Below are 18,051 nucleotides of genomic sequence, written 5' to 3'. Positions count from 1 at the left end.
ATCAGAATTCAAACCGGATAATAGCGGCACTTTACCGCAAGTGACTGGCAATTCAGATGAAAAAATACCACCTTTATGGAATTGGCGCCGCGTTAGTCGATACCGAAATCGAAATTAGCGACGCCGAACTAAAATCCCTTGGCGTGGAAAAAGGCCTAATGACCCTCGTCGATGCCGCCCGTCAGCAGGAAATCTTGGACAAGCTCAGCGGCCATATGGTTCACGCCAAACTCGCCAGTGGCGGCTCCGCCTGCAATAGTATTGTGGCTGCCGGCTATTTTGGCGCCAACAATTACTATTCTTGCAAAGTGGCTAACGACGAACACGGCCACTTCTTTATGAACGACATTAAAGCCGCTGGCGTCGATGCTAACTTTGACGGCGACAAAGCCACCGGCATTACCGGCAAATGCGTAGTACTCATCAGCCCCGACGCCGAACGCAGCATGAATACCCATTTGGGTATCAGCGAAACCCTATCGGTGGCCGAAATTGATGCCGAGGCACTGGCCAACTCCACATACTTTTATGCCGAAGGTTACCTAGTTACCTCCGACTCTGGCCGCGCCGCCGCCATCGCTGGCCGCGAACTTGCCGAGCGCAGCGGTGTTAAGACCGCACTCAGCTTTTCAGACCCTGGTATGGTGAGTTTCTTCCGCGACGGCTTGAACGACATGCTGGGCAACGGCGTAGACCTCATCTTCTGCAACGAAGCCGAAGCGCTGGGTTGGGCCAACACCGAATCGATTGACGAAGCCGTTGCCGCACTGCAGCAAGTTGCCAAAACGTTCGCAATTACCCTCGGCGCCAAGGGCGCACTGGTGTTTGACGGCAAGCAGCTGCACAACATTGCTGGCCACCCAGTTAAAGCCGTAGACACTAATGGCGCAGGTGATATGTTTGCCGGCGCCTTTCTCTACGGTATTACCCACGGCTACAGCTACCCACAAGCCGGCGCACTAGCCAGCCGCGCCGCTGCCGAAGTCGTATCGCAATATGGCCCACGCCTGCTCGGGCCGCGGCATCAGGCATTGCTTAGCGAGCTAAACGGCTAAGCTATTTTTAGCGTGGCTTTCTCGCGCCCCTCGACGCCGAGAAAGCCGCGCCCTCATCTTGTAGCACTTGAAATTGCTAGGCGCAGGCCACATATCATCGGTATGACCACCTGTATTTAGGACTAGCCATGAGCAATACACCCTCACTACAACTGATCTGCCCAAGCTGCGCCGCCATCAACCGCGTACCCGAATCACGCATCACCGATGCGCCGGTATGCGGCAAGTGCAAACACCTATTGCTCGATGGCAAGGTAATCAATGCCAGCGACGCTAACTTCAACCGCTATATTCAACAAAGCGGCCTGCCCGTGCTGGTCGATTTTTGGGCACCCTGGTGCGGCCCCTGCCGCTCATTTGCGCCGGTCTACAGTGAACTTGCCAGCGAGATGCCCAGCCGCGCCAGTTTTATAAAGTTAGACACCGAAGCCAATCAAAATACCGCTGCGCAATTTCAAATTCGCTCCATCCCAACCTTGATTCTGTTTCATCGCGGCCAAGAAATTACGCGACTGTCTGGCGCCTTGCCAAAAGGGCAGTTTAAGCAGTGGCTAGAACAGCAACTCGGCGGTCTACACAATTAATTTAGCGGGACATTCCAAGCAACAACCGTACTGTTCTATCTGATATCAGCGGGCTTATCGTGCCCCTGTATTGATTGATACGTACATAAGTCCTGCGACCCCACCTTTATGATAAACATTCTTTTGCCATCATAGGCGGTGAAAGGCTTATCCGCCTGAAGCAAGCGTTCAAGAACCTCTTATTTTTTACTCACTATTGTACGCACAGCTACCTGCCGTCCATTAAGCTTCACGACATAACTGGAATTCACCGATGAAAAAAATAATCTTTTTAATTTTAGCAACCTCTGCAATCGCCAAGCCTTTCAAGCGCTTGCTCAAATCGCACAAAGCACCGCAGATGTTGATACCGCAGCTGATCGCGTTTACTAACTTAAAAAATATACGGTTTCCTGGGAGGAAGGAGAGGAAAATATCGTTAAAGGGCGAGACTTAATTAAGCGTGGAAATAGCCGCATTACCGAGGGTGAGTCCAATATTACAAAAGGCCATAAGCTAATCGAGATCGGTCGCGTGAAAATGCAGGATGCGGAATCTAGCTATCGTCCGTAATCTTTGCAGGCATTTCATGGTCGACATCTATGCAATATTGTAATTTATCCCGCGACGGACGCATCCTCCCGTAGTATTTCAGACACAAAAAAAGGCGGTGCGTTTAACGCAACCGCCTTTCGTAAGCTAGCCGATTAGCGCTAGTTTTTACGCAAAAAGCCTACCAGTTTCGGGTCGTCAAACATGCTGTTAAGCACCTCTACCACAAGGCCGTTAACCAGTTCGGCATTGTGCGATTCGCTGGGTGCATTGAAAAATTTCTGTTTGCGCTTCACTCGGTAGCGACCTTCATAGTGCTCATTGCCGCGACGGACTTCTACATTAACAGTGGCGAGCATGTCCATATCGTAACCAACGCCATCTTCTTTGGGGTGGTTATACACCAGCGACTCGAAAATTACGTGCAGGTCGGCGGTGTTGGCGCTGAGGCTATCGGTGTCGTAGCCCATTGCGGCCATGTGAGCTGCCAGCGGCTTTTCTACCGCGAGGGACAAATCGTTGCCTATGGTCACCACCGAGGTGTCGCGGTAGGTGCCACCGCGACTGCCCAAAACTTTGTTCTGGCGCTGATCGCTAACCCTGACATGCACGGGGCTGTTATTGCCATTGTGGCTGGTGGGCGCCGCGAACTGCGGCGCCAATTTAATGGCTTGCGGGCTAGAGGCGCAAGCGGTAAGCCATACGCTGGCGGCAAGTACGCAGGTTTTAAGTAAAGTAGAGTAAGCCATCATTTATCCTTGAGATAACAAGTCACGTAAATCGGTTATAGCACCATTGGCGCGGCTAATATAAGACGCCATCACCAATGAGTGGTTGGCTAAAAGGCCAAAACCACTGCCATTTAAGACCATTGGGCTGAACATTGCCTGCTGGGTTCCCTCTAGCTCACGAATTATTTGCCGCAGGCTCACGCTGGCATTTTTATTGGCCAAGACGTCGGCAAAATCCACTTCAACCGCTTTAAGGAAGCAAATCAGCGCCCAAGCCGTGCCGCGAGATTCGTAAAACACATTGTCGATTTCCAGCCATGGGGTTTTTATCTGTAACTCTGTTGAGGCCGCCGTAGACTGCCGCGCATTGGCGTCGTTGGCCAGATCGGTGTTCAAGCGCGGCCGGCCAACACTGGCACTGAGACGCTGCGACAAACTCCCCAAGCGCGATTCCACTCCCGCCAACCAGTAACGCAAGTTGTCGGCGCGGGCGTAAAATTGGGCCTGAGGCTGATCGACATCGGCAAGACGGCTGCGATAGGCCTTAAGGAATTTAATGCCCTGACGGTATTCTGATTCTGAGGCCGGCACCGCCCAGCTATTATTAGAGAAGTTAAACCGCGGCTCAGCCCGAGATAAATCGCCATCTTCTTGGGATTGCGACTGCGAGCGGCTAAAGTTTTCGCGCATAGCGCGGCTAAGATCCCTAACCTGAATGAGCACACCGTATTCCCAGGCGGGCATATCGTCCATAAAAAGGCCCGGCGGGCTAATATCGTTGCTAATAAAACCACCGGGCTTGTCGAGCAAGGTTTCAGTTACATCGATTAAGGCCGAGGTCGTTGCTGTGCCAATAACAGCCACTTTTGCGTCTTTTTGTAAATACTGGGTATTGGGCATATCGGGCGTAAAGCTCCAATACACACCAAAAACGATCACCACCAACAGATAGACCGGCACGACCACAGCAGCAACCTTGAGTACAAATCCATTGCCAAGCCAGTCCTGCGCGCTCTCTTTGGCCCTAGCGGCTAAGTCGTTTACTTTGTCAATCATCAGTGCATTCCTGTGTGTTCGGTAGAGCTCATATTGGAGCTAGAGGTACTTTTGCTGGGCGCAGATTTAAGCACGCTAACCACTGGGGCATCGATGGCGATAATCTCACCGCCGTCAGTTTTAAGCGTAAACTGCACTCGGTCGCCATCTGCCAGCGGCCGCGTCAAATTGATCAGCATTAAGTGGTAAGCCCCTGGCGCAAAGACAAATTCGCCCCCAGCAGGCACGGTGATGCTGTCTTCACGCTGCATCGACATCATGCCATTGCGGTGCTGATGCCCATGTATTTCTAAATCCTCGGCGGCGTCGCTGACACCGGCAACAATCTGAATGTCTTGATCGCGATGATTTTGCACGCTGAAAAACGCCGCCGTATTGCGCTGACTCGGCGGTAAACCGCGCACATAGGCATTTTCTACCGTAATCTGATTGGGCTGAGCCTGTAGCACCGCACTGAATAGCAGCGCAGCCAACAAACTAACACTCATCCGTTTACAACTCACACATCCTCCAAGGTGCCACCTATTGCTTCGGCGACACAATTATTCGAACACCCTAGTCTGTACTATTACATTCAAGGCCACAGCGCAATTTAATACTGGTAAACTCGCTAGCAATTTATCATTAGGCATCGAAACACCTAATTATGACGTATCATAACGCCACCACCGCAGTGATTGTATTTATGAAACCGCTTTTATTATCGCTTATTTTTCTGGTCTTTGGCGCCAATGCCCATAGTCAGGATTTTTTCAACACCGCCCCGCAAAGCTTTGGTGATAGCAATCCCAGCTTTTTGCCGGTGGAACAGGCCTATCAAGCGGAACTGCTGTGGAATGACGACGACTTATTACTCGGCTGGAAAATAGCCAACGGCTACTATCTCTATCGCGAGCGCTTCCAGCTCAGTGCCAGTGCCGACGGTAAAACCCTTGGCATTACCACCCGCTTTGAAGACGGCAAAGTGAAGCAAGACCCCTATTTTGGCGAAACCGAAGTCTATTACCACAATACGTCGATAATAATCAGCGATATACCCACCCAGCCCTTTACACTTAGCATTACCTCGCAGGGCTGCGCCGATGCGGGGCTGTGTTATCCCCCACAAACCCAGCACTACCGTATTGAGCCAAGCAGCCAAACGATTCAAGATTCTGCGCCCCCTAGTCCGGCCGCAGCCGCCGTTATTCCCACCACCGCGACCACCGGCACTAATGATCAGTCGCTTTGGCTAATCCTAGTTTTTGCCGCCTTGGGCGGCGCCATCCTTAATTTAATGCCCTGTGTTTTTCCGGTATTGGGTCTTAAGGTGCTGAGCTTTGCCAATGCCCGCAGCGGCAGTCCCGCTAGTCATGGTGTGGCGTACAGCGCCGGTGTGGTTTTGAGCTTTGTTGCCGTGGCCGGTGTATTAATCGCGCTGCAACAAGCTGGGCAGGCCATTGGCTGGGGCTTTCAGTTGCAAACACCGTGGTTTGTAGCGCTACTTGCCACCCTATTCTTTGTATTGTCACTGAACTTACTCGGCTTATTTGAAATTGGCGGCAGCTGGATGAACATCGGCGGCGATCTTAGCCGCCAGTCCGGTTACAGCGGCAGTTTCTTCACTGGGGTATTGGCCACCGTGGTCGCCAGTCCCTGTACAGCGCCCTTTATGGGCACCGCAGTGGGCTTTGCCGCCAGTCAAACACCCGCCATTTCACTGCTGGTGTTTGCCTTTATCGGTATTGGCATGGCCCTGCCAGTTATGCTGCTTACCTTGTTCCCCGCAGGGCTGCGCCGCCTACCCAAACCAGGGCAATGGATGGTGACACTGCGCCAGCTACTCGCCTTTCCTCTGCTCGCTACCGCAGTTTGGCTGAGCTGGGTGGTCGGCCGTCAAACCGGCGCCAATGGCATGGCGCTTATTTTGTCTGCTTGGCTCTTGATTGGCTTTGGTCTGTGGCTCTACCCGTTGGGGCGGCTTGCTAAAGTACTGGCGACTACAGCTTATATTGGCGCACTCAGCCTGATGCTCAGCGGCCTCAATAAACCAATCGAAACTGCCAGCGCGGCGAGCGGTTTTGACGTCAGCCAAATTCAGCGCCTGCGCGAGAATGGCCAAAATGTGTTTTTGGACGTTACCGCCGACTGGTGTATTACCTGCGCAGCCAACGAGGCATTGGTATTACATACCGACACCATTCGCGCCGCGTTCATTCTGCACAATGTTCACTATGTCACAGCCGACTGGACTCGCTACGATCCCGCCATCACCCAGCTACTCGCAGATTATCAGCGCAATGGCATTCCACTCTACGTCTACTTCCCAGCCGACCTCACTGCGAGGCCTGTCGTATTGCCGCAGGTATTAACCAAGAGCTTGCTGCTAAGCTTGCTCGACGAGTCAATTTAACCCAGTTTTAGGCCCGCCAAGTGTTAGCACCGAAAACACTGGGGGTTACAAAATTCCGGTTATCTTCTGCAAACTTGCGGCTAACTGCACGCTATCTTAAAAAATTCACGGGATGCGTTGGACTCATAAATACAAATAAGGCACAATCTGCCTATAATCTGAATTAAGCAGCACAGCAGTGACCTATGGCATCGATACTCGTACTTCACGGCCCCAATCTCAACCTACTCGGCAGCCGCGAACCGGGCGTTTACGGCAGCGCCACACTTGCCGATATCGACACTACGTTACAGCTATCTGCCAAGGCGGCGGGGCATCATTTACAATCGATGCAAAGCAATGCCGAATACGAGTTAATTGAACGCATTCACTTAGCTCGCCCAGAAGGCATCAACTTTATTATTTTTAATCCCGCGGCGTTTACCCATACCAGCATTGCTCTGCGCGATGCGCTGTTGGCCGTCGACATCCCTTTTATTGAAGTGCATTTATCCAATGTGCACGCGCGGGACAGTTTTCGTCACCACTCTTATTTTTCGGATATAGCTCAGGGCGTAATCTGCGGCTTGGGCGCCGCGGGCTATGAATACGCCCTTCAAGCAGCAATAAGCCACTTAAGCAAATAACAACATTAATTAATCAATTCACTCACATTAAAGAGAGTCACTAATGGATATTAGAAAAGTAAAAAAGCTAATTGAGTTACTCGAAGAATCGAATATCGACGAGTTAGAGATTAAAGAGGGCGAAGAGTCGGTGCGCATCAGCCGCAACAGCGCCGCCAAAGGTATGATGGCACCTCAGTATATGCAGCAGCCCATGCAATATGCACCGCAGCCCGCTGCTGCGCCCGTCGCTGCTGCAGCGGCTCCAGTTGAAGCGCAAGGCCCAAGCGGTCACTTAATCAAGTCGCCCATGGTTGGCACCTTCTACCGCTCACCATCACCATCTTCACCGGCCTTTGTTGAAGTGGGTCAGCACGTTAAAGCCGGCGATGTTATCTGTATCGTCGAAGCCATGAAAATGATGAACCAAATTGAAGCGGACAAATCTGGCGTAATCGAAGCCATTCTGGTTGATGACGCAGAACCCGTGGAATTTGATCAACCCTTGATCACCATTGTGTAACATCGGCAAAACCACGATCAAAGCACCAAAAGAGGGATTGATTCCAAATGCTTAAAAAAGTCGTCATTGCCAACCGTGGTGAAATTGCCCTGCGGATTTTGCGCGCTTGCAAAGAATTGGGTATTAAAACGGTAGCAGTACACTCGTCAGCAGACCGCGATCTGATGCACGTCCGCCTAGCGGATGAGTCAGTGTGCATTGGCCCCGCGCCGTCACCGGCCAGCTACCTGAATATTCCAGCGATTATCAGCGCCGCCGAAGTCACCGATGCCGTCGCCATTCACCCTGGCTACGGTTTCCTCGCCGAGAACGCCGACTTCGCAGAACAAGTCGAAAAAAGCGGTTTTGTGTTTATTGGCCCCACGCCAGACCTTATTCGCATGATGGGCGACAAGGTTTCGGCTATTAAAGCCATGAAAAAGGCCGGCGTACCCACCGTGCCCGGTTCAGATGGCCCAATCACCGATGATAATGAACACACCCTAAAAGTAGCCAAACGCATTGGCTACCCAGTGATTATTAAAGCTGCTGCTGGTGGCGGTGGCCGCGGTATGCGCGTGGTGCACAGCGAAGCGGCCCTGCTCAACGCCGTGTATGTTACCCAGTCTGAGGCGAGCGCCGCCTTTGGCGATGGCACAGTCTATATCGAAAAATTCCTCGAGAACCCGCGCCACGTCGAGATTCAGGTTCTGGCCGACGGTCAAGGTAATGCAATTCACCTTGGCGACCGCGACTGCTCACTGCAGCGCCGCCATCAGAAAGTGTTAGAAGAAGCACCTGCGCCGGGCATTCCCGACGAGATTCGCGCCCAAGTCGCCAAGTCTTGTGTCGACGCCTGTATAGCCATTAATTACCGTGGCGCCGGCACCTTTGAGTTTCTGTACGAAAACGGTCAGTTCTTCTTTATTGAAATGAACACCCGTATTCAGGTTGAACACCCCGTTAGCGAAATGGTAACCGGTGTTGACCTCATCAGACAGCAGCTCTTAATTGCCGGCGGCGAGAAGTTGTCCATTACCCAGGACGACATCAAAATTAAAGGTCACGCCTTTGAGTGCCGAATTAACGCCGAAGACCCCAAGACCTTTATGCCCTGCCCAGGCCTAATCAAGCACTACCATGCGCCAGGCGGCTTAGGGGTGCGGGTCGACTCGCATTTGTACAGCGGCTATACCGTTCCCCCCCATTACGACTCGATGATCGCCAAAATCATCACTTGGGGAGACAATCGCGAAATCGCCCTTGCTCGGATGCGCAATGCATTGGATGAGCTGGTGGTAGACGGCATTCGCACCAATACCGACTTACATCGGGACCTGGTTCGAGATGCAGCTTTCCGCGAAGGTGGCGTAAGTATTCACTACCTAGAAAAGAAGCTTAAACTGTAAAATAGTTTAAGCTGCACACTCAAAAGGGGCTTCGGCCCCTTTTTTACATTCTGCCAAACTTATTAAATTTCAAAAAGAGTTAGCCCTATGACATGGTTACAACTGCGCCTAGACACCAACCCAGCCTCTGCACCCGCGCTAGAGGATGCCCTACTGGAAATAGGCGCCGCCGCAGTGACCATGGAAGACAATGCAGATCAACCCGTTTACGAACCCGGCGTGGGTGAAACCCCAATGTGGCAACAGACTCGGGTCACGGGGCTGTTCACTGCCGACACCGACATGGACGCCATCCTCGGCGCCCTTGAAGCCCAATTTGGCGCGGCACTACCACCCCACCGCAGTGAAATTCTGGAAGACCGCGACTGGGTTCGCGAGTGGATGGACAGCTACCACCCCATTCAATGTGGCGAGCGCCTGTGGATTTGCCCAAGCTGGCGCGAGCCAGTTGACCCCAGCGCGGTGAACCTACTGCTCGACCCTGGCCTCGCCTTTGGCACCGGCACCCACCCCACCACGTGGTTGTGCATGCAGTGGCTGGATCAGCAAAACCTCAACGGCTTAACCGTTATCGATTACGGCTGCGGCTCGGGTATTCTAGGCATTGCCGCATTATTACTCGGCGCCAAAAAAGTCATTGCCATCGACAACGACCCCCAGGCACTGCTTGCCACCCGCGACAATGCCCAGCGCAACAATATCGACGACGACCGTATCGACTGCCTGCTCCCCGAGCAAATACCAAGCAATTTGCACGGCGACGTGATGGTTGCCAACATCCTCGCCGGCCCGCTAATCTCGCTGGCACCCAATTTAGCCGCGGCGCTCAGCGCCGACGCGCCAATTTGCCTGTCGGGTATTCTCAACAGCCAAGCCGAAGAATTGCTGAGCTGCTACCGACAGTGGTTTAATGAGCTGGAGATAACGGCCAAAGACGAATGGGTCCGCGTTAATGGCAGTAAGAAATCTGAAAACTCACAAAACTGATAAGCGCCGCCAATGCCGACTGAGTTAACAGCAATCCTCGCCGAAAGCGTGCAATGCCCCCAGTGCCAAACGCGTTTTCGGGTCACCGCTCAGCAACGCGAATTAGCCGCTGGGCTGGTGCGCTGCAGTGTATGCATGAGCATTTTCAATGCCGCACCGCCAGCAGCAGAACCTAGCGAGAGCATTAGCAATACCGCCGAAGTAAATACCGAACAAGTAGAAACAGAGCTTGAGATAAGCGCAACAAGCCCAGAAGCGGCCGCTGAACCCGATGATGAACAAGATACCTCGCCATTAGACCTCCTCGATGGCCTCAGCACGTTCAATCACGATTTTGAACACCATCAAATTCGCCGCAGGCCCCGCAGCTGGCCTTGGCTAGCCGCCAATATCATCGCCTTTCTCGCCCTCGCTGGGCAGATAGCCCTATGGCAAAAGCCTTTACTGTTTGCCAGTCCCGCCGGCGAATATTTACGAACGCTGTGCCCGCTGCACCCACTCTTGTGTGAAACTAAAACGCCCACCACGCGCTTACTTGGCAATGTGGTCAGCACTCACTTACTGGTGCGCAAACACCCCAGTAGCGCCAACGCCCTCATTGTTGACACCATTTTATTAAACCGCGACCCCGTTGCGAGCCACTTCCCAACGCTGCAGCTACGCTTCAGCGACATCGGCGGTCAAACCCTCGCCAGCCGTGCATTTCGACCTAGCGAATACCTTGCCGGCGAACTCAATGCCCTGTCTGAACTGCCCAGCCAGCAACCCGTGCACGTCGCCCTAGAAATTGTAGACCCCGGCCCGCAGGCCGTTAACTATCAGTTACAGCTGCTGCCGTAAAGCCTCATTTTTGCACTTCTTTCACACTCAGAGCTGGTTATTTTCTGAGCGCAAGTCTTCCGGTGAAGTCCGTTACCGAGTATCATAGCTGCCCTGTTTTCCCACTGTTAAACTCCCTTTTTCAGGGCATGGCGATGATCCAGATTGGTTCTCACAAGCTTCCTGCTCGCGCCGTATTGGCGCCGATGGCAGGCATCACCGACCTGCCTTTTCGACGTTTATGCCGAGAGTTTGGCGCCGGTTTAACTGTGTCAGAAATGGTAATTAGCGACGCACAGCTGTGGCATACCCGCAAAAGCCATCTGCGTTTGGCCCACGACGACAATACACCCCGCGCGGTGCAAATTGCCGGTGCCGAGCCAGCGATGATGGCCGATGCAGCCAGACGCTGCATGCAGATGGGCGCCGATATTATTGACATAAACATGGGCTGCCCAGCGAAAAAAGTTTGCAAGCGCGCAGCCGGTTCGGCCCTGCTAAAAGAGCCTGAACTGGTTGAGCAAATACTCAAAGCCGTGGTCGGCGCAGTCGATATACCGGTCAGCTTGAAAATTCGCACCGGCTGGTCCACCGATCAGCGCAACGGCGTAGACATTGCCAAGCTAGCCCAAGACTGCGGCATCCACTCACTGGCAGTGCACGGCCGCACGCGACAGTGCCGGTATTTGGGGATGGCTGAGTACGATACGATTGCCGCCATAAAACAGGCAATCAGTATTCCCTTATTCGCCAATGGTGATATCACCAGCGCCGAACAGGCCAAATATGTATTGGACTACACCGGCGCCGACGGGGTTATGATTGGCCGCGGCGCCCAAGGCAAGCCGTGGCTATTTCGAGAAATAACCAGCTACCTCAGCACTGGGGTTTTGCCACCGGCCGCCACCGCAGCGGAAGTACAAGCAGTAATGCTGAGCCATCTCAGCGCGTTACACCTTTTTTACGGAGAACAGAACGGCCTGCGTATCGCGCGCAAACATTGCGCATGGTATTTGCAGGAGCACGATGCCAACACTGGCTTTCGCAGCGAATTCAACCGCCTCGAATCTGCCAGTGCACAACTAGATGCTGTACATCGCTATTTTGAACAGCACGGCCAATACCTACAGGACACAGCCGCATGAATTTAATGAGCACCGATACCGCAGTGATCGCCGAGGTCAGCCCCGAGCTTAGCCCCAGCCCTTCGGCCGACGATATTAGCAAGGCAAAGACTTTGCGCGACAGCGTAGCCATCGCCCTCAATAACTACCTGACCAATCTCGATGGCCAGGACGTTTGCGATGTATACAATATGGTTTTGTCAGAAGTTGAAGCGCCACTTTTAGAAGAAGTGATGCGCTACACCCGCAACAATCAGACTCGAGCCTCGCAAATGCTGGGTTTGAACCGCGGCACCCTGCGCAAAAAGCTCAAGCAATACGATCTACTGTAAGCAGTGCGATCAACACCAGACAAACGCATTAACCATTTTCAACCTTAAGGTAACTCTCTCTGCATGACTACTGACAATCAGGCCCGTCCCGTAAAACGCGCGCTCATCAGCGTTTCTGATAAATCCGGCATTGTTGACTTCGCTCGCGAACTTAACAAACTGGGTGTTGAATTACTGTCTACTGGCGGAACCTTTGCCCTGCTTAAGCAGAATGATATAGCCGTTACCGAAGTATCTGATTACACCGGCTTTCCCGAAATGATGGACGGCCGCGTTAAAACTCTGCACCCCAAAGTTCACGGTGGCATCCTTGGTCGCCGCGGCATTGATGACGGCATTATGGCCGAGCACGGCATAGACGCTATCGACATGGTTATTGTCAATCTCTACCCCTTTGAAGCCACCGTGGCCAAACCGGGCTGCACCCTTGAAGACGCTGTAGAGAATATAGATATAGGCGGGCCCACCATGGTGCGCGCCGCCGCTAAAAATCACCGCGATGTAGCAATCGTTGTTAACGCTACTGACTACCAAGTGGTATTGGATGAGCTGCAAGCCAATGCTGGCTGCACCAATCTCGCCACCCGCTTTGACTTAGCCATTAAAGCCTACGAGCACACCGCCGCTTACGACGGTATGATCGCCAATTACTTTGGTCGCCTCGTGCCCGGTGGCACCGAGAAATTCCCGCGCACCTTTAATAGCCAATTTATTAAAGCTCAAGACATGCGCTACGGCGAAAATCCCCACCAGGATTCAGCCTTTTACGTTGAGCGCCACCCCAGCGAAGCCTCAGTTGCCACCGCCACTCAGCTGCAGGGCAAGGCGCTGTCGTATAACAATATTGCCGACACCGATGCGGCACTGGAATGCGTTAAGTCCTTTGTGAAGCCAGCCTGCGTTATTGTAAAACACGCCAACCCCTGTGGTGTTGCGGTTTCCCTAAACGGCATCGGCGAAGCTTATGATCTGGCTTTTGCCACCGATCCCGAGTCGGCCTTTGGCGGCATTATCGCCTTTAACCGCGAGCTCGACGCCGCTACCGCCAAGGCGATTTGCGACCGCCAGTTTGTTGAGGTGATAATTGCGCCGACCGTTAGCGAAGAAGCCGCGGCCATCATTGCCGAAAAGAAAAACCTGCGCCTGCTCAGCTGTGGCCAGTGGGACAAAAGCAGCCCCGCCTTCGACTACAAACGCGTTAATGGCGGCCTGTTGGTTCAAGACCGCGATCTCGGCATGATTACCGCTACCGACCTTAAAATTGTGACCAAACGCCAGCCTGAGCCAAGCGAGATCGACGATATGATCTTTGCATGGAAGGTTGCTAAATTCGTTAAATCCAATGCCATTGTCTACGCCAAAAACCGCCAGACCATTGGCGTTGGCGCCGGCCAAATGAGCCGCATCAACTCCGCCCGCATCGCGGCGATTAAGGCCGAACACGCCGGTTTACAAGTGGCTGGTGCCGTCATGGCCTCCGACGCCTTCTTCCCCTTCCGCGACGGTTTGGATAACGCCGGCGCTGCCGGTATTAAATGCGTCATTCAGCCCGGCGGTTCGATTCGCGACGAAGAAGTGATCGCCGCAGCCGACGAGTACGGTATTGCGATGGCGTTTACCGGTATGCGCCACTTCCGCCACTGATCGCGATAGATACTCGAACGGAAGATGCTGGACGGGAGGCGGGGATGCAAAAGACCTCGGCCTCCTAACCCAGCCTTGAAACTAAATACAGATAAAGGAGCTTGAACGCCGATAGCGATGATAGACCGAGTTTTGCGTCTCCCATCTCCCATCAAGCGTTCACCCAAGCATATGAATGTACTCATCATTGGCAACGGCGGCCGCGAACACGCGCTGGCGTGGAAGGTTGCCCAATCAGCACAAGTCGAAACTGTTTTTGTCGCGCCCGGCAATGCGGGTACCGCCCTAGATAGCAATATCGAAAACGTGGCAATTGCCATTGACGACTTTGCAGCATTGGCAGACTTTGCCGAAAACAATCAGGTCGGCCTCACCATCGTTGGCCCAGAGGCGCCGCTGGTCGAGGGCGTTGTCGATTTTTTCCAAGCCCGCAACTTGCCTTGCTTTGGCCCCACCAAAGGCGCCGCACAGCTCGAAGGCTCTAAGGCCTTCACTAAAGATTTTCTCGCTCGCCACCAAATCCCCACCGGCAGCTACCAGAACTTCACCGAATTGGAACCCGCACTAGCCTACCTGCGCGAACAAGGCGCACCGATTGTAGTTAAAGCAGACGGTCTCGCCGCGGGCAAAGGTGTAATCGTTGCCGAAACCTTAGCGCAAGCCGAAGACGCCGTGCGCGATATGCTGTCGGGCAACGCCTTTGGCGACGCCGGTTGCCGCGTGGTTATTGAAGAATTTTTAGAAGGCGAAGAAGCGAGCTTTATCGTGATGGTCGACGGTGAGAACATTCTCGCTATGGCCACCAGCCAAGACCACAAACGGGTTGGCGACGGCGACACCGGCCCCAACACCGGCGGCATGGGTGCTTACTCGCCAGCGCCAGTTGTGACCCCAGAAATCCACGAGCGGGTAATGAAAGAAGTTATCATTCCCACCGTGCGCGGTATGGCCAGCGAAGGCAATCGCTACACCGGATTTTTATACGCCGGCTTAATGATTAATGCCCAGGGCGAACCCAAGGTCATTGAATACAATTGCCGCTTTGGCGACCCCGAAACGCAGCCCATTATGCTGCGTTTAAAATCAGACTTGTCAGCTCTTTGCCTTGCCGCCATTGCCGGTAAACTCAATACCGTTACTGCCGACTGGGATCCCCGCCCCGCCGTTGGCGTGGTCTTGGCTGCCGGCGGCTATCCGGGTAGCTACGCCAAAGGTGAAGCCATTACCGGCATTCCTACGGAGACAGATTCCAGCAAGGTCTTTCATGCTGGCACCCGATTAGCCGATGGTAAGTTGGTAACCAATGGCGGCCGCGTGCTTTGCGCCACGGCCATGGCCAACACCGTAGCCGAAGCCCAGCAGCTTGCCTACGCAGCAGCGAAACAGATAAAGTGGCAAGATGCCTTCTATCGCAACGACATTGCCTACCGCGCCATCGACCGGAAGTAAATTTCGGTCGTGTAGCCTAATGTGCCGGTCGCTGAGGCAAGCTTTACTCGCAGTAGTAATGCTGTGCCTCGGTGCTGTCGCTCAGGCCGCTCCAGTACTCAACCTGGACTTAAGCCAAGACAGCAATAACCTCTCGCAATATAGTGATATTCTCAATGACGCCGAGAAAGCCTATCGCATTGAAGATATTCTTAGCCCAGCGCTAAACACCCAGTTTCGGCCAAGCAACATAGGTGACCTTCAGCTTTCTGCTAACAAGCGCTATTGGTTTCGATTTACCCTGCGCAATAATAGTGACGAAACCCAGCAACAATTACTGCAAGTCTTGCCTGCCAACCCAAAATTCGTTCAATTTTATCATGGCACCCAAGGTATCCCTCAGTTTGCCAACGCTAAACTTATCCGCGCTGAAACCCTGTTTGCAATTAACCTGGATGCGCACAGCAGCACTAGCTATTACCTTGCCGTTGAGTACGCCTCCTCGCGGCGCCTCGACATTGAACTGCACAGCTACGCCAGTTTTCTTGGCAAAGTTAGCACGCGCGAATTTATCAACGCCGTACTCTACGGCTCTCTAGGTCTGCTCCTGATTTTTAATTTAATTAGCGCCGCGCTTCACAAAGGGGCCCTGTTTGCCAATCAAGCAGCGTATAGCGGCCTTGTTATTTTTATTCAATTATTAGCATGGGGATATATCGGCGAAGCACAGGGATTTCTGCCGCCTTGGCAAGGATTTGGCGTAATATTTGCGTTAATGGGCATCGCAATCCTTGAGCTCATCTACGCCCGATGCTTTCCTATTTACCCGACCAGTCGCCCTAGATACTGGCTAACTGCCATCCACGCCATGATCGTTGTAAATGCGCTATTCATCGCTATTGGCGTTATTAGCAATGGCCGCAACACCAGTATGTTGATCTATATAATAGCGCCCACCAATGCAATTTTATTATTCGCCATGGCGCTGAACTGCTATTTGCAGAGTTACAGCCGTTTGGTTTTTTATTACCTCATCACTCGCAGCACTATTATATTGGTGTACGCCGTTAGCCTGCTGAGCCACTTCCTAAATATCACCGATATCCACTTGGTTAATACCATCATGGCGACCACGGCAACTGCCGCGGGAATTAGCCACACCGGTTTGCTCATTGCCCGCCACCGCTACCGCCTGCGCAAACAAATGCAAGATGAGCAGCGCATTGCCATTCTCGGCGAAGTCAATCGCGCTAAAACCGATGTACTGGCCCGTATAACCCACGACATACGTACCCCCCTCAGCGCGATGCTTGGCGTAACAGAACTGCTACAAGACACCCGCCTAACGGCCAGCCAAGAGGACTATATCAGCACCTTGCAGCGCTCTAGTCATGAACTGCTCCAACTGCTCGACGAGGCCAGTCAAGCCGCTCGGTTCAGCGAAAGCGATGTAGAGCTGAGTAATCAATTAATCAATTTGCCAGAAATCATCGACGAATCCCTCGCCGGTTTCCGCAACATTGCCGCTGAGCAGGTCATTGAACTGGTCTGTGATATCGACAGCATGGTTAGCGAGCAATTAATAGGCGACCCCTCTCGTATTCGGCAGTTGCTGTCACACGTGATGAATAGCGCTTTTGAACATTACGAAACGGGGTTTATCTTGCTTAAAGTCTACCCCTCAGAAACAAAACCTGGTTTGCTATTTTTTGACCTTAGCCACCAAGGCAAGCCCTTTAGCGCCCAAGAAAAGCAGGCATTAAATCGATCTATTAGCGACGACAGCAGCATTGTTAATGCGCGGTTTGCCATCGCTGCACAGCTTATTAGCCTTATGCGCGGCCAAGTAAGCGTTCGCACCTCACCAAATGGTGCCCACATATTGAGCTTTTCACTGCAGCTTGGCGCCCCCAAAAACCATGAACACAACCACCTAGCGGCCACCGAACTACTCGCAGGTAAGCGCCTGTTAGTGGTCGACAACAACCAAACTTTTTGCAAGGTCCTAAGCAAGCAATGCAGCAACTGGGGAATGCAGGTCTTTACCGCGAATAATGACAACGCTGCGGTAGCGCTGGTGCGCAATCAAAATTTACTGCTGGCCCCCATTGAGATTTTGCTCATTGACCAAGCCCTCGCCAGCGGCGGTTTAAAATTGGCCAAGCGAATACAAACTGAAAGTGAGGCGCAAAACTTACAGCCTATTACGCTGATGCTGGCCCACGCTAATATCAGCTTTGATCGGGAAGAATTGCACAGCGCCGGTATTCGTCGGATACTCAGTAAGCCCCTGAGTAGCGTCGCCTTGCGCAGCGCACTCTTAAGTGAATGCCATTTTAACGCCAGCATAAGCCATCGCTCCCCAGACCAATACAGTACCGACGCGCTCAACCTCACTTCACTGCAATGCCTAATTGCCGAGGACAACCCCACCAATGCACAGGTGCTAACCCGAATGTTAAGTAGCCTCGGCATTGAAGTACACCATGTTGAAAACGGCCAGCAAGCAGTAAATACCTTTATGCGCCGCCGCGTTGACTTTGTGATTATGGACATTGAAATGCCCATAATGGACGGCGCAGAAGCCACCCGGCTAATTCGTCAGTTTGAAGAAGAAGAGGGTCGCGAGCGCACCCCCATTTTTGGCCTCACCGCCAACAGCCTAGATGAACAGCGCGACAGCTATTTTAGAGCAGGCATGGATTTACATTTGGTAAAGCCAATTCGCCTATGGGAATTGGCTGAAGCCATCAAACGCTGGACGGGATACCAGCAAACTAAAAGCACAATCAAAATAGAAAACCCGCCGGCGCCACCACCGAAATAGCCAATGTGGCGTATAATAGGCCACG

The 18,051-nt window shown here is 52.9% G+C and carries 16 protein-coding genes; 13 read left to right on the top strand and 3 right to left on the bottom strand.

Going from position 1 to position 18,051, the window contains the following annotated elements; genetic code table 11:
* Positions 1-56: 56 nt before the first annotated feature.
* Together P1U47_RS05940 and trxC are read left to right on the top strand one after the other, a co-directional pair.
* Positions 57-1,055, top strand: coding sequence for an adenosine kinase (locus P1U47_RS05940; RefSeq protein WP_301027704.1), 999 nt, complete (start codon positions 57-59; stop codon positions 1,053-1,055).
* A gap of 128 nt (positions 1,056-1,183) precedes the next feature.
* Positions 1,184-1,639 carry a thioredoxin TrxC gene (trxC, locus tag P1U47_RS05935; RefSeq protein WP_301027703.1) on the top strand — a complete coding sequence of 152 codons (456 nt, stop codon included), beginning with the start codon at positions 1,184-1,186 and terminating at the stop codon, positions 1,637-1,639.
* Between the two features lie 692 nt (positions 1,640-2,331).
* Here the strand turns inward: trxC and P1U47_RS05930 are convergent.
* From P1U47_RS05930 to P1U47_RS05920, 3 genes are read right to left on the bottom strand one after another with little or no spacing between them, the layout of a single operon-like run.
* A complete protein-coding gene (locus P1U47_RS05930) occupies positions 2,332-2,919 on the bottom strand; it encodes a YajG family lipoprotein (RefSeq protein WP_301027701.1) in 588 nt (195 codons plus the stop codon).
* 3 nt (positions 2,920-2,922) lie between these two features.
* Positions 2,923-3,957, bottom strand: a complete 1,035-nt coding sequence (locus P1U47_RS05925) for a DUF2333 family protein (protein WP_301027700.1) — start codon at positions 3,955-3,957, stop codon at positions 2,923-2,925.
* Positions 3,957-4,460, bottom strand: coding sequence for a copper chaperone PCu(A)C (locus P1U47_RS05920; protein WP_301027698.1), 504 nt, complete (start codon positions 4,458-4,460; stop codon positions 3,957-3,959). The genes P1U47_RS05925 and P1U47_RS05920 overlap by 1 nt, the downstream gene beginning before the upstream one ends.
* Before the next feature lie 143 nt (positions 4,461-4,603).
* On the opposite strand from P1U47_RS05920, the gene P1U47_RS05915 reads away from it, so the two are divergent.
* The 11 genes from P1U47_RS05915 (at position 4,604) to P1U47_RS05865 (ending at position 18,026) form a co-directional block, all read left to right on the top strand.
* Positions 4,604-6,349 (top strand): protein-disulfide reductase DsbD, encoded by a 1,746-nt coding sequence (locus P1U47_RS05915; protein WP_301027697.1) that lies wholly within the window; start codon positions 4,604-4,606, stop codon positions 6,347-6,349.
* Positions 6,350-6,534: 185 nt separating this feature from the next.
* Positions 6,535-6,975 carry a type II 3-dehydroquinate dehydratase gene (gene aroQ, locus P1U47_RS05910; protein WP_301027696.1) on the top strand — a complete coding sequence of 147 codons (441 nt, stop codon included), beginning with the start codon at positions 6,535-6,537 and terminating at the stop codon, positions 6,973-6,975.
* Positions 6,976-7,018: 43 nt separating this feature from the next.
* Positions 7,019-7,477: an acetyl-CoA carboxylase biotin carboxyl carrier protein gene (gene accB / locus P1U47_RS05905; RefSeq protein ID WP_301027695.1), complete on the top strand. Its 459-nt coding sequence runs from the start codon at positions 7,019-7,021 to the stop codon at positions 7,475-7,477.
* 47 nt (positions 7,478-7,524) lie between these two features.
* Positions 7,525-8,865 carry an acetyl-CoA carboxylase biotin carboxylase subunit gene (gene accC, locus P1U47_RS05900; protein WP_301027694.1) on the top strand — a complete coding sequence of 447 codons (1,341 nt, stop codon included), beginning with the start codon at positions 7,525-7,527 and terminating at the stop codon, positions 8,863-8,865.
* 87 nt (positions 8,866-8,952) lie between these two features.
* Positions 8,953-9,852: a 50S ribosomal protein L11 methyltransferase gene (gene prmA / locus P1U47_RS05895; protein ID WP_301027693.1), complete on the top strand. Its 900-nt coding sequence runs from the start codon at positions 8,953-8,955 to the stop codon at positions 9,850-9,852.
* Between the two features lie 12 nt (positions 9,853-9,864).
* Complete coding sequence (locus P1U47_RS05890; RefSeq protein WP_301027692.1) at positions 9,865-10,692, top strand: zinc-ribbon and DUF3426 domain-containing protein; 828 nt, start codon at positions 9,865-9,867, stop codon at positions 10,690-10,692.
* A gap of 128 nt (positions 10,693-10,820) precedes the next feature.
* Entirely contained in the window at positions 10,821-11,816 is a 996-nt protein-coding gene (gene dusB / locus P1U47_RS05885; RefSeq protein ID WP_301027691.1) for a tRNA dihydrouridine synthase DusB, read from the top strand.
* Positions 11,817-11,821: 5 nt separating this feature from the next.
* Positions 11,822-12,127, top strand: coding sequence for a DNA-binding transcriptional regulator Fis (gene fis, locus P1U47_RS05880; RefSeq protein ID WP_301027908.1), 306 nt, complete (start codon positions 11,822-11,824; stop codon positions 12,125-12,127).
* 63 nt (positions 12,128-12,190) lie between these two features.
* Entirely contained in the window at positions 12,191-13,771 is a 1,581-nt protein-coding gene (gene purH / locus P1U47_RS05875) for a bifunctional phosphoribosylaminoimidazolecarboxamide formyltransferase/IMP cyclohydrolase (protein WP_301027690.1), read from the top strand.
* Positions 13,772-13,942: 171 nt separating this feature from the next.
* Entirely contained in the window at positions 13,943-15,220 is a 1,278-nt protein-coding gene (gene purD / locus P1U47_RS05870) for a phosphoribosylamine--glycine ligase (protein ID WP_301027907.1), read from the top strand.
* A gap of 58 nt (positions 15,221-15,278) precedes the next feature.
* Positions 15,279-18,026, top strand: a complete 2,748-nt coding sequence (locus P1U47_RS05865) for a response regulator (protein ID WP_301027689.1) — start codon at positions 15,279-15,281, stop codon at positions 18,024-18,026.
* The last annotated feature ends 25 nt before the right edge of the window (positions 18,027-18,051 follow it).

Origin of the sequence: Zhongshania sp. (assembly GCF_029212375.1) — a bacterium.
Taxonomy (GTDB): Bacteria; Pseudomonadota; Gammaproteobacteria; order Pseudomonadales; family Spongiibacteraceae; genus Spongiibacter.
Note: the sequence above shows the minus strand (reverse complement) of the source record. Positions and strands in the feature narration are given on the sequence as shown.

Coding starts and splice junctions, on each gene's coding strand:
- prmA (WP_301027693.1), top strand. CDS start 8,953: ATGACATGGTTACAACTGCGCCTAGACACCAACCCAGCCTCTGCACCC.
- purH (WP_301027690.1), top strand. CDS start 12,191: ATGACTACTGACAATCAGGCCCGTCCCGTAAAACGCGCGCTCATCAGC.
- trxC (WP_301027703.1), top strand. CDS start 1,184: ATGAGCAATACACCCTCACTACAACTGATCTGCCCAAGCTGCGCCGCC.
- dusB (WP_301027691.1), top strand. CDS start 10,821: ATGGCGATGATCCAGATTGGTTCTCACAAGCTTCCTGCTCGCGCCGTA.
- aroQ (WP_301027696.1), top strand. CDS start 6,535: ATGGCATCGATACTCGTACTTCACGGCCCCAATCTCAACCTACTCGGC.
- P1U47_RS05925 (WP_301027700.1), bottom strand. CDS start 3,957: ATGATTGACAAAGTAAACGACTTAGCCGCTAGGGCCAAAGAGAGCGCG.
- purD (WP_301027907.1), top strand. CDS start 13,943: ATGAATGTACTCATCATTGGCAACGGCGGCCGCGAACACGCGCTGGCG.
- P1U47_RS05940 (WP_301027704.1), top strand. CDS start 57: ATGAAAAAATACCACCTTTATGGAATTGGCGCCGCGTTAGTCGATACC.
- accB (WP_301027695.1), top strand. CDS start 7,019: ATGGATATTAGAAAAGTAAAAAAGCTAATTGAGTTACTCGAAGAATCG.
- P1U47_RS05865 (WP_301027689.1), top strand. CDS start 15,279: ATGCTGTGCCTCGGTGCTGTCGCTCAGGCCGCTCCAGTACTCAACCTG.
- P1U47_RS05890 (WP_301027692.1), top strand. CDS start 9,865: ATGCCGACTGAGTTAACAGCAATCCTCGCCGAAAGCGTGCAATGCCCC.
- accC (WP_301027694.1), top strand. CDS start 7,525: ATGCTTAAAAAAGTCGTCATTGCCAACCGTGGTGAAATTGCCCTGCGG.
- fis (WP_301027908.1), top strand. CDS start 11,822: ATGAGCACCGATACCGCAGTGATCGCCGAGGTCAGCCCCGAGCTTAGC.
- P1U47_RS05915 (WP_301027697.1), top strand. CDS start 4,604: ATGACGTATCATAACGCCACCACCGCAGTGATTGTATTTATGAAACCG.
- P1U47_RS05930 (WP_301027701.1), bottom strand. CDS start 2,919: ATGGCTTACTCTACTTTACTTAAAACCTGCGTACTTGCCGCCAGCGTA.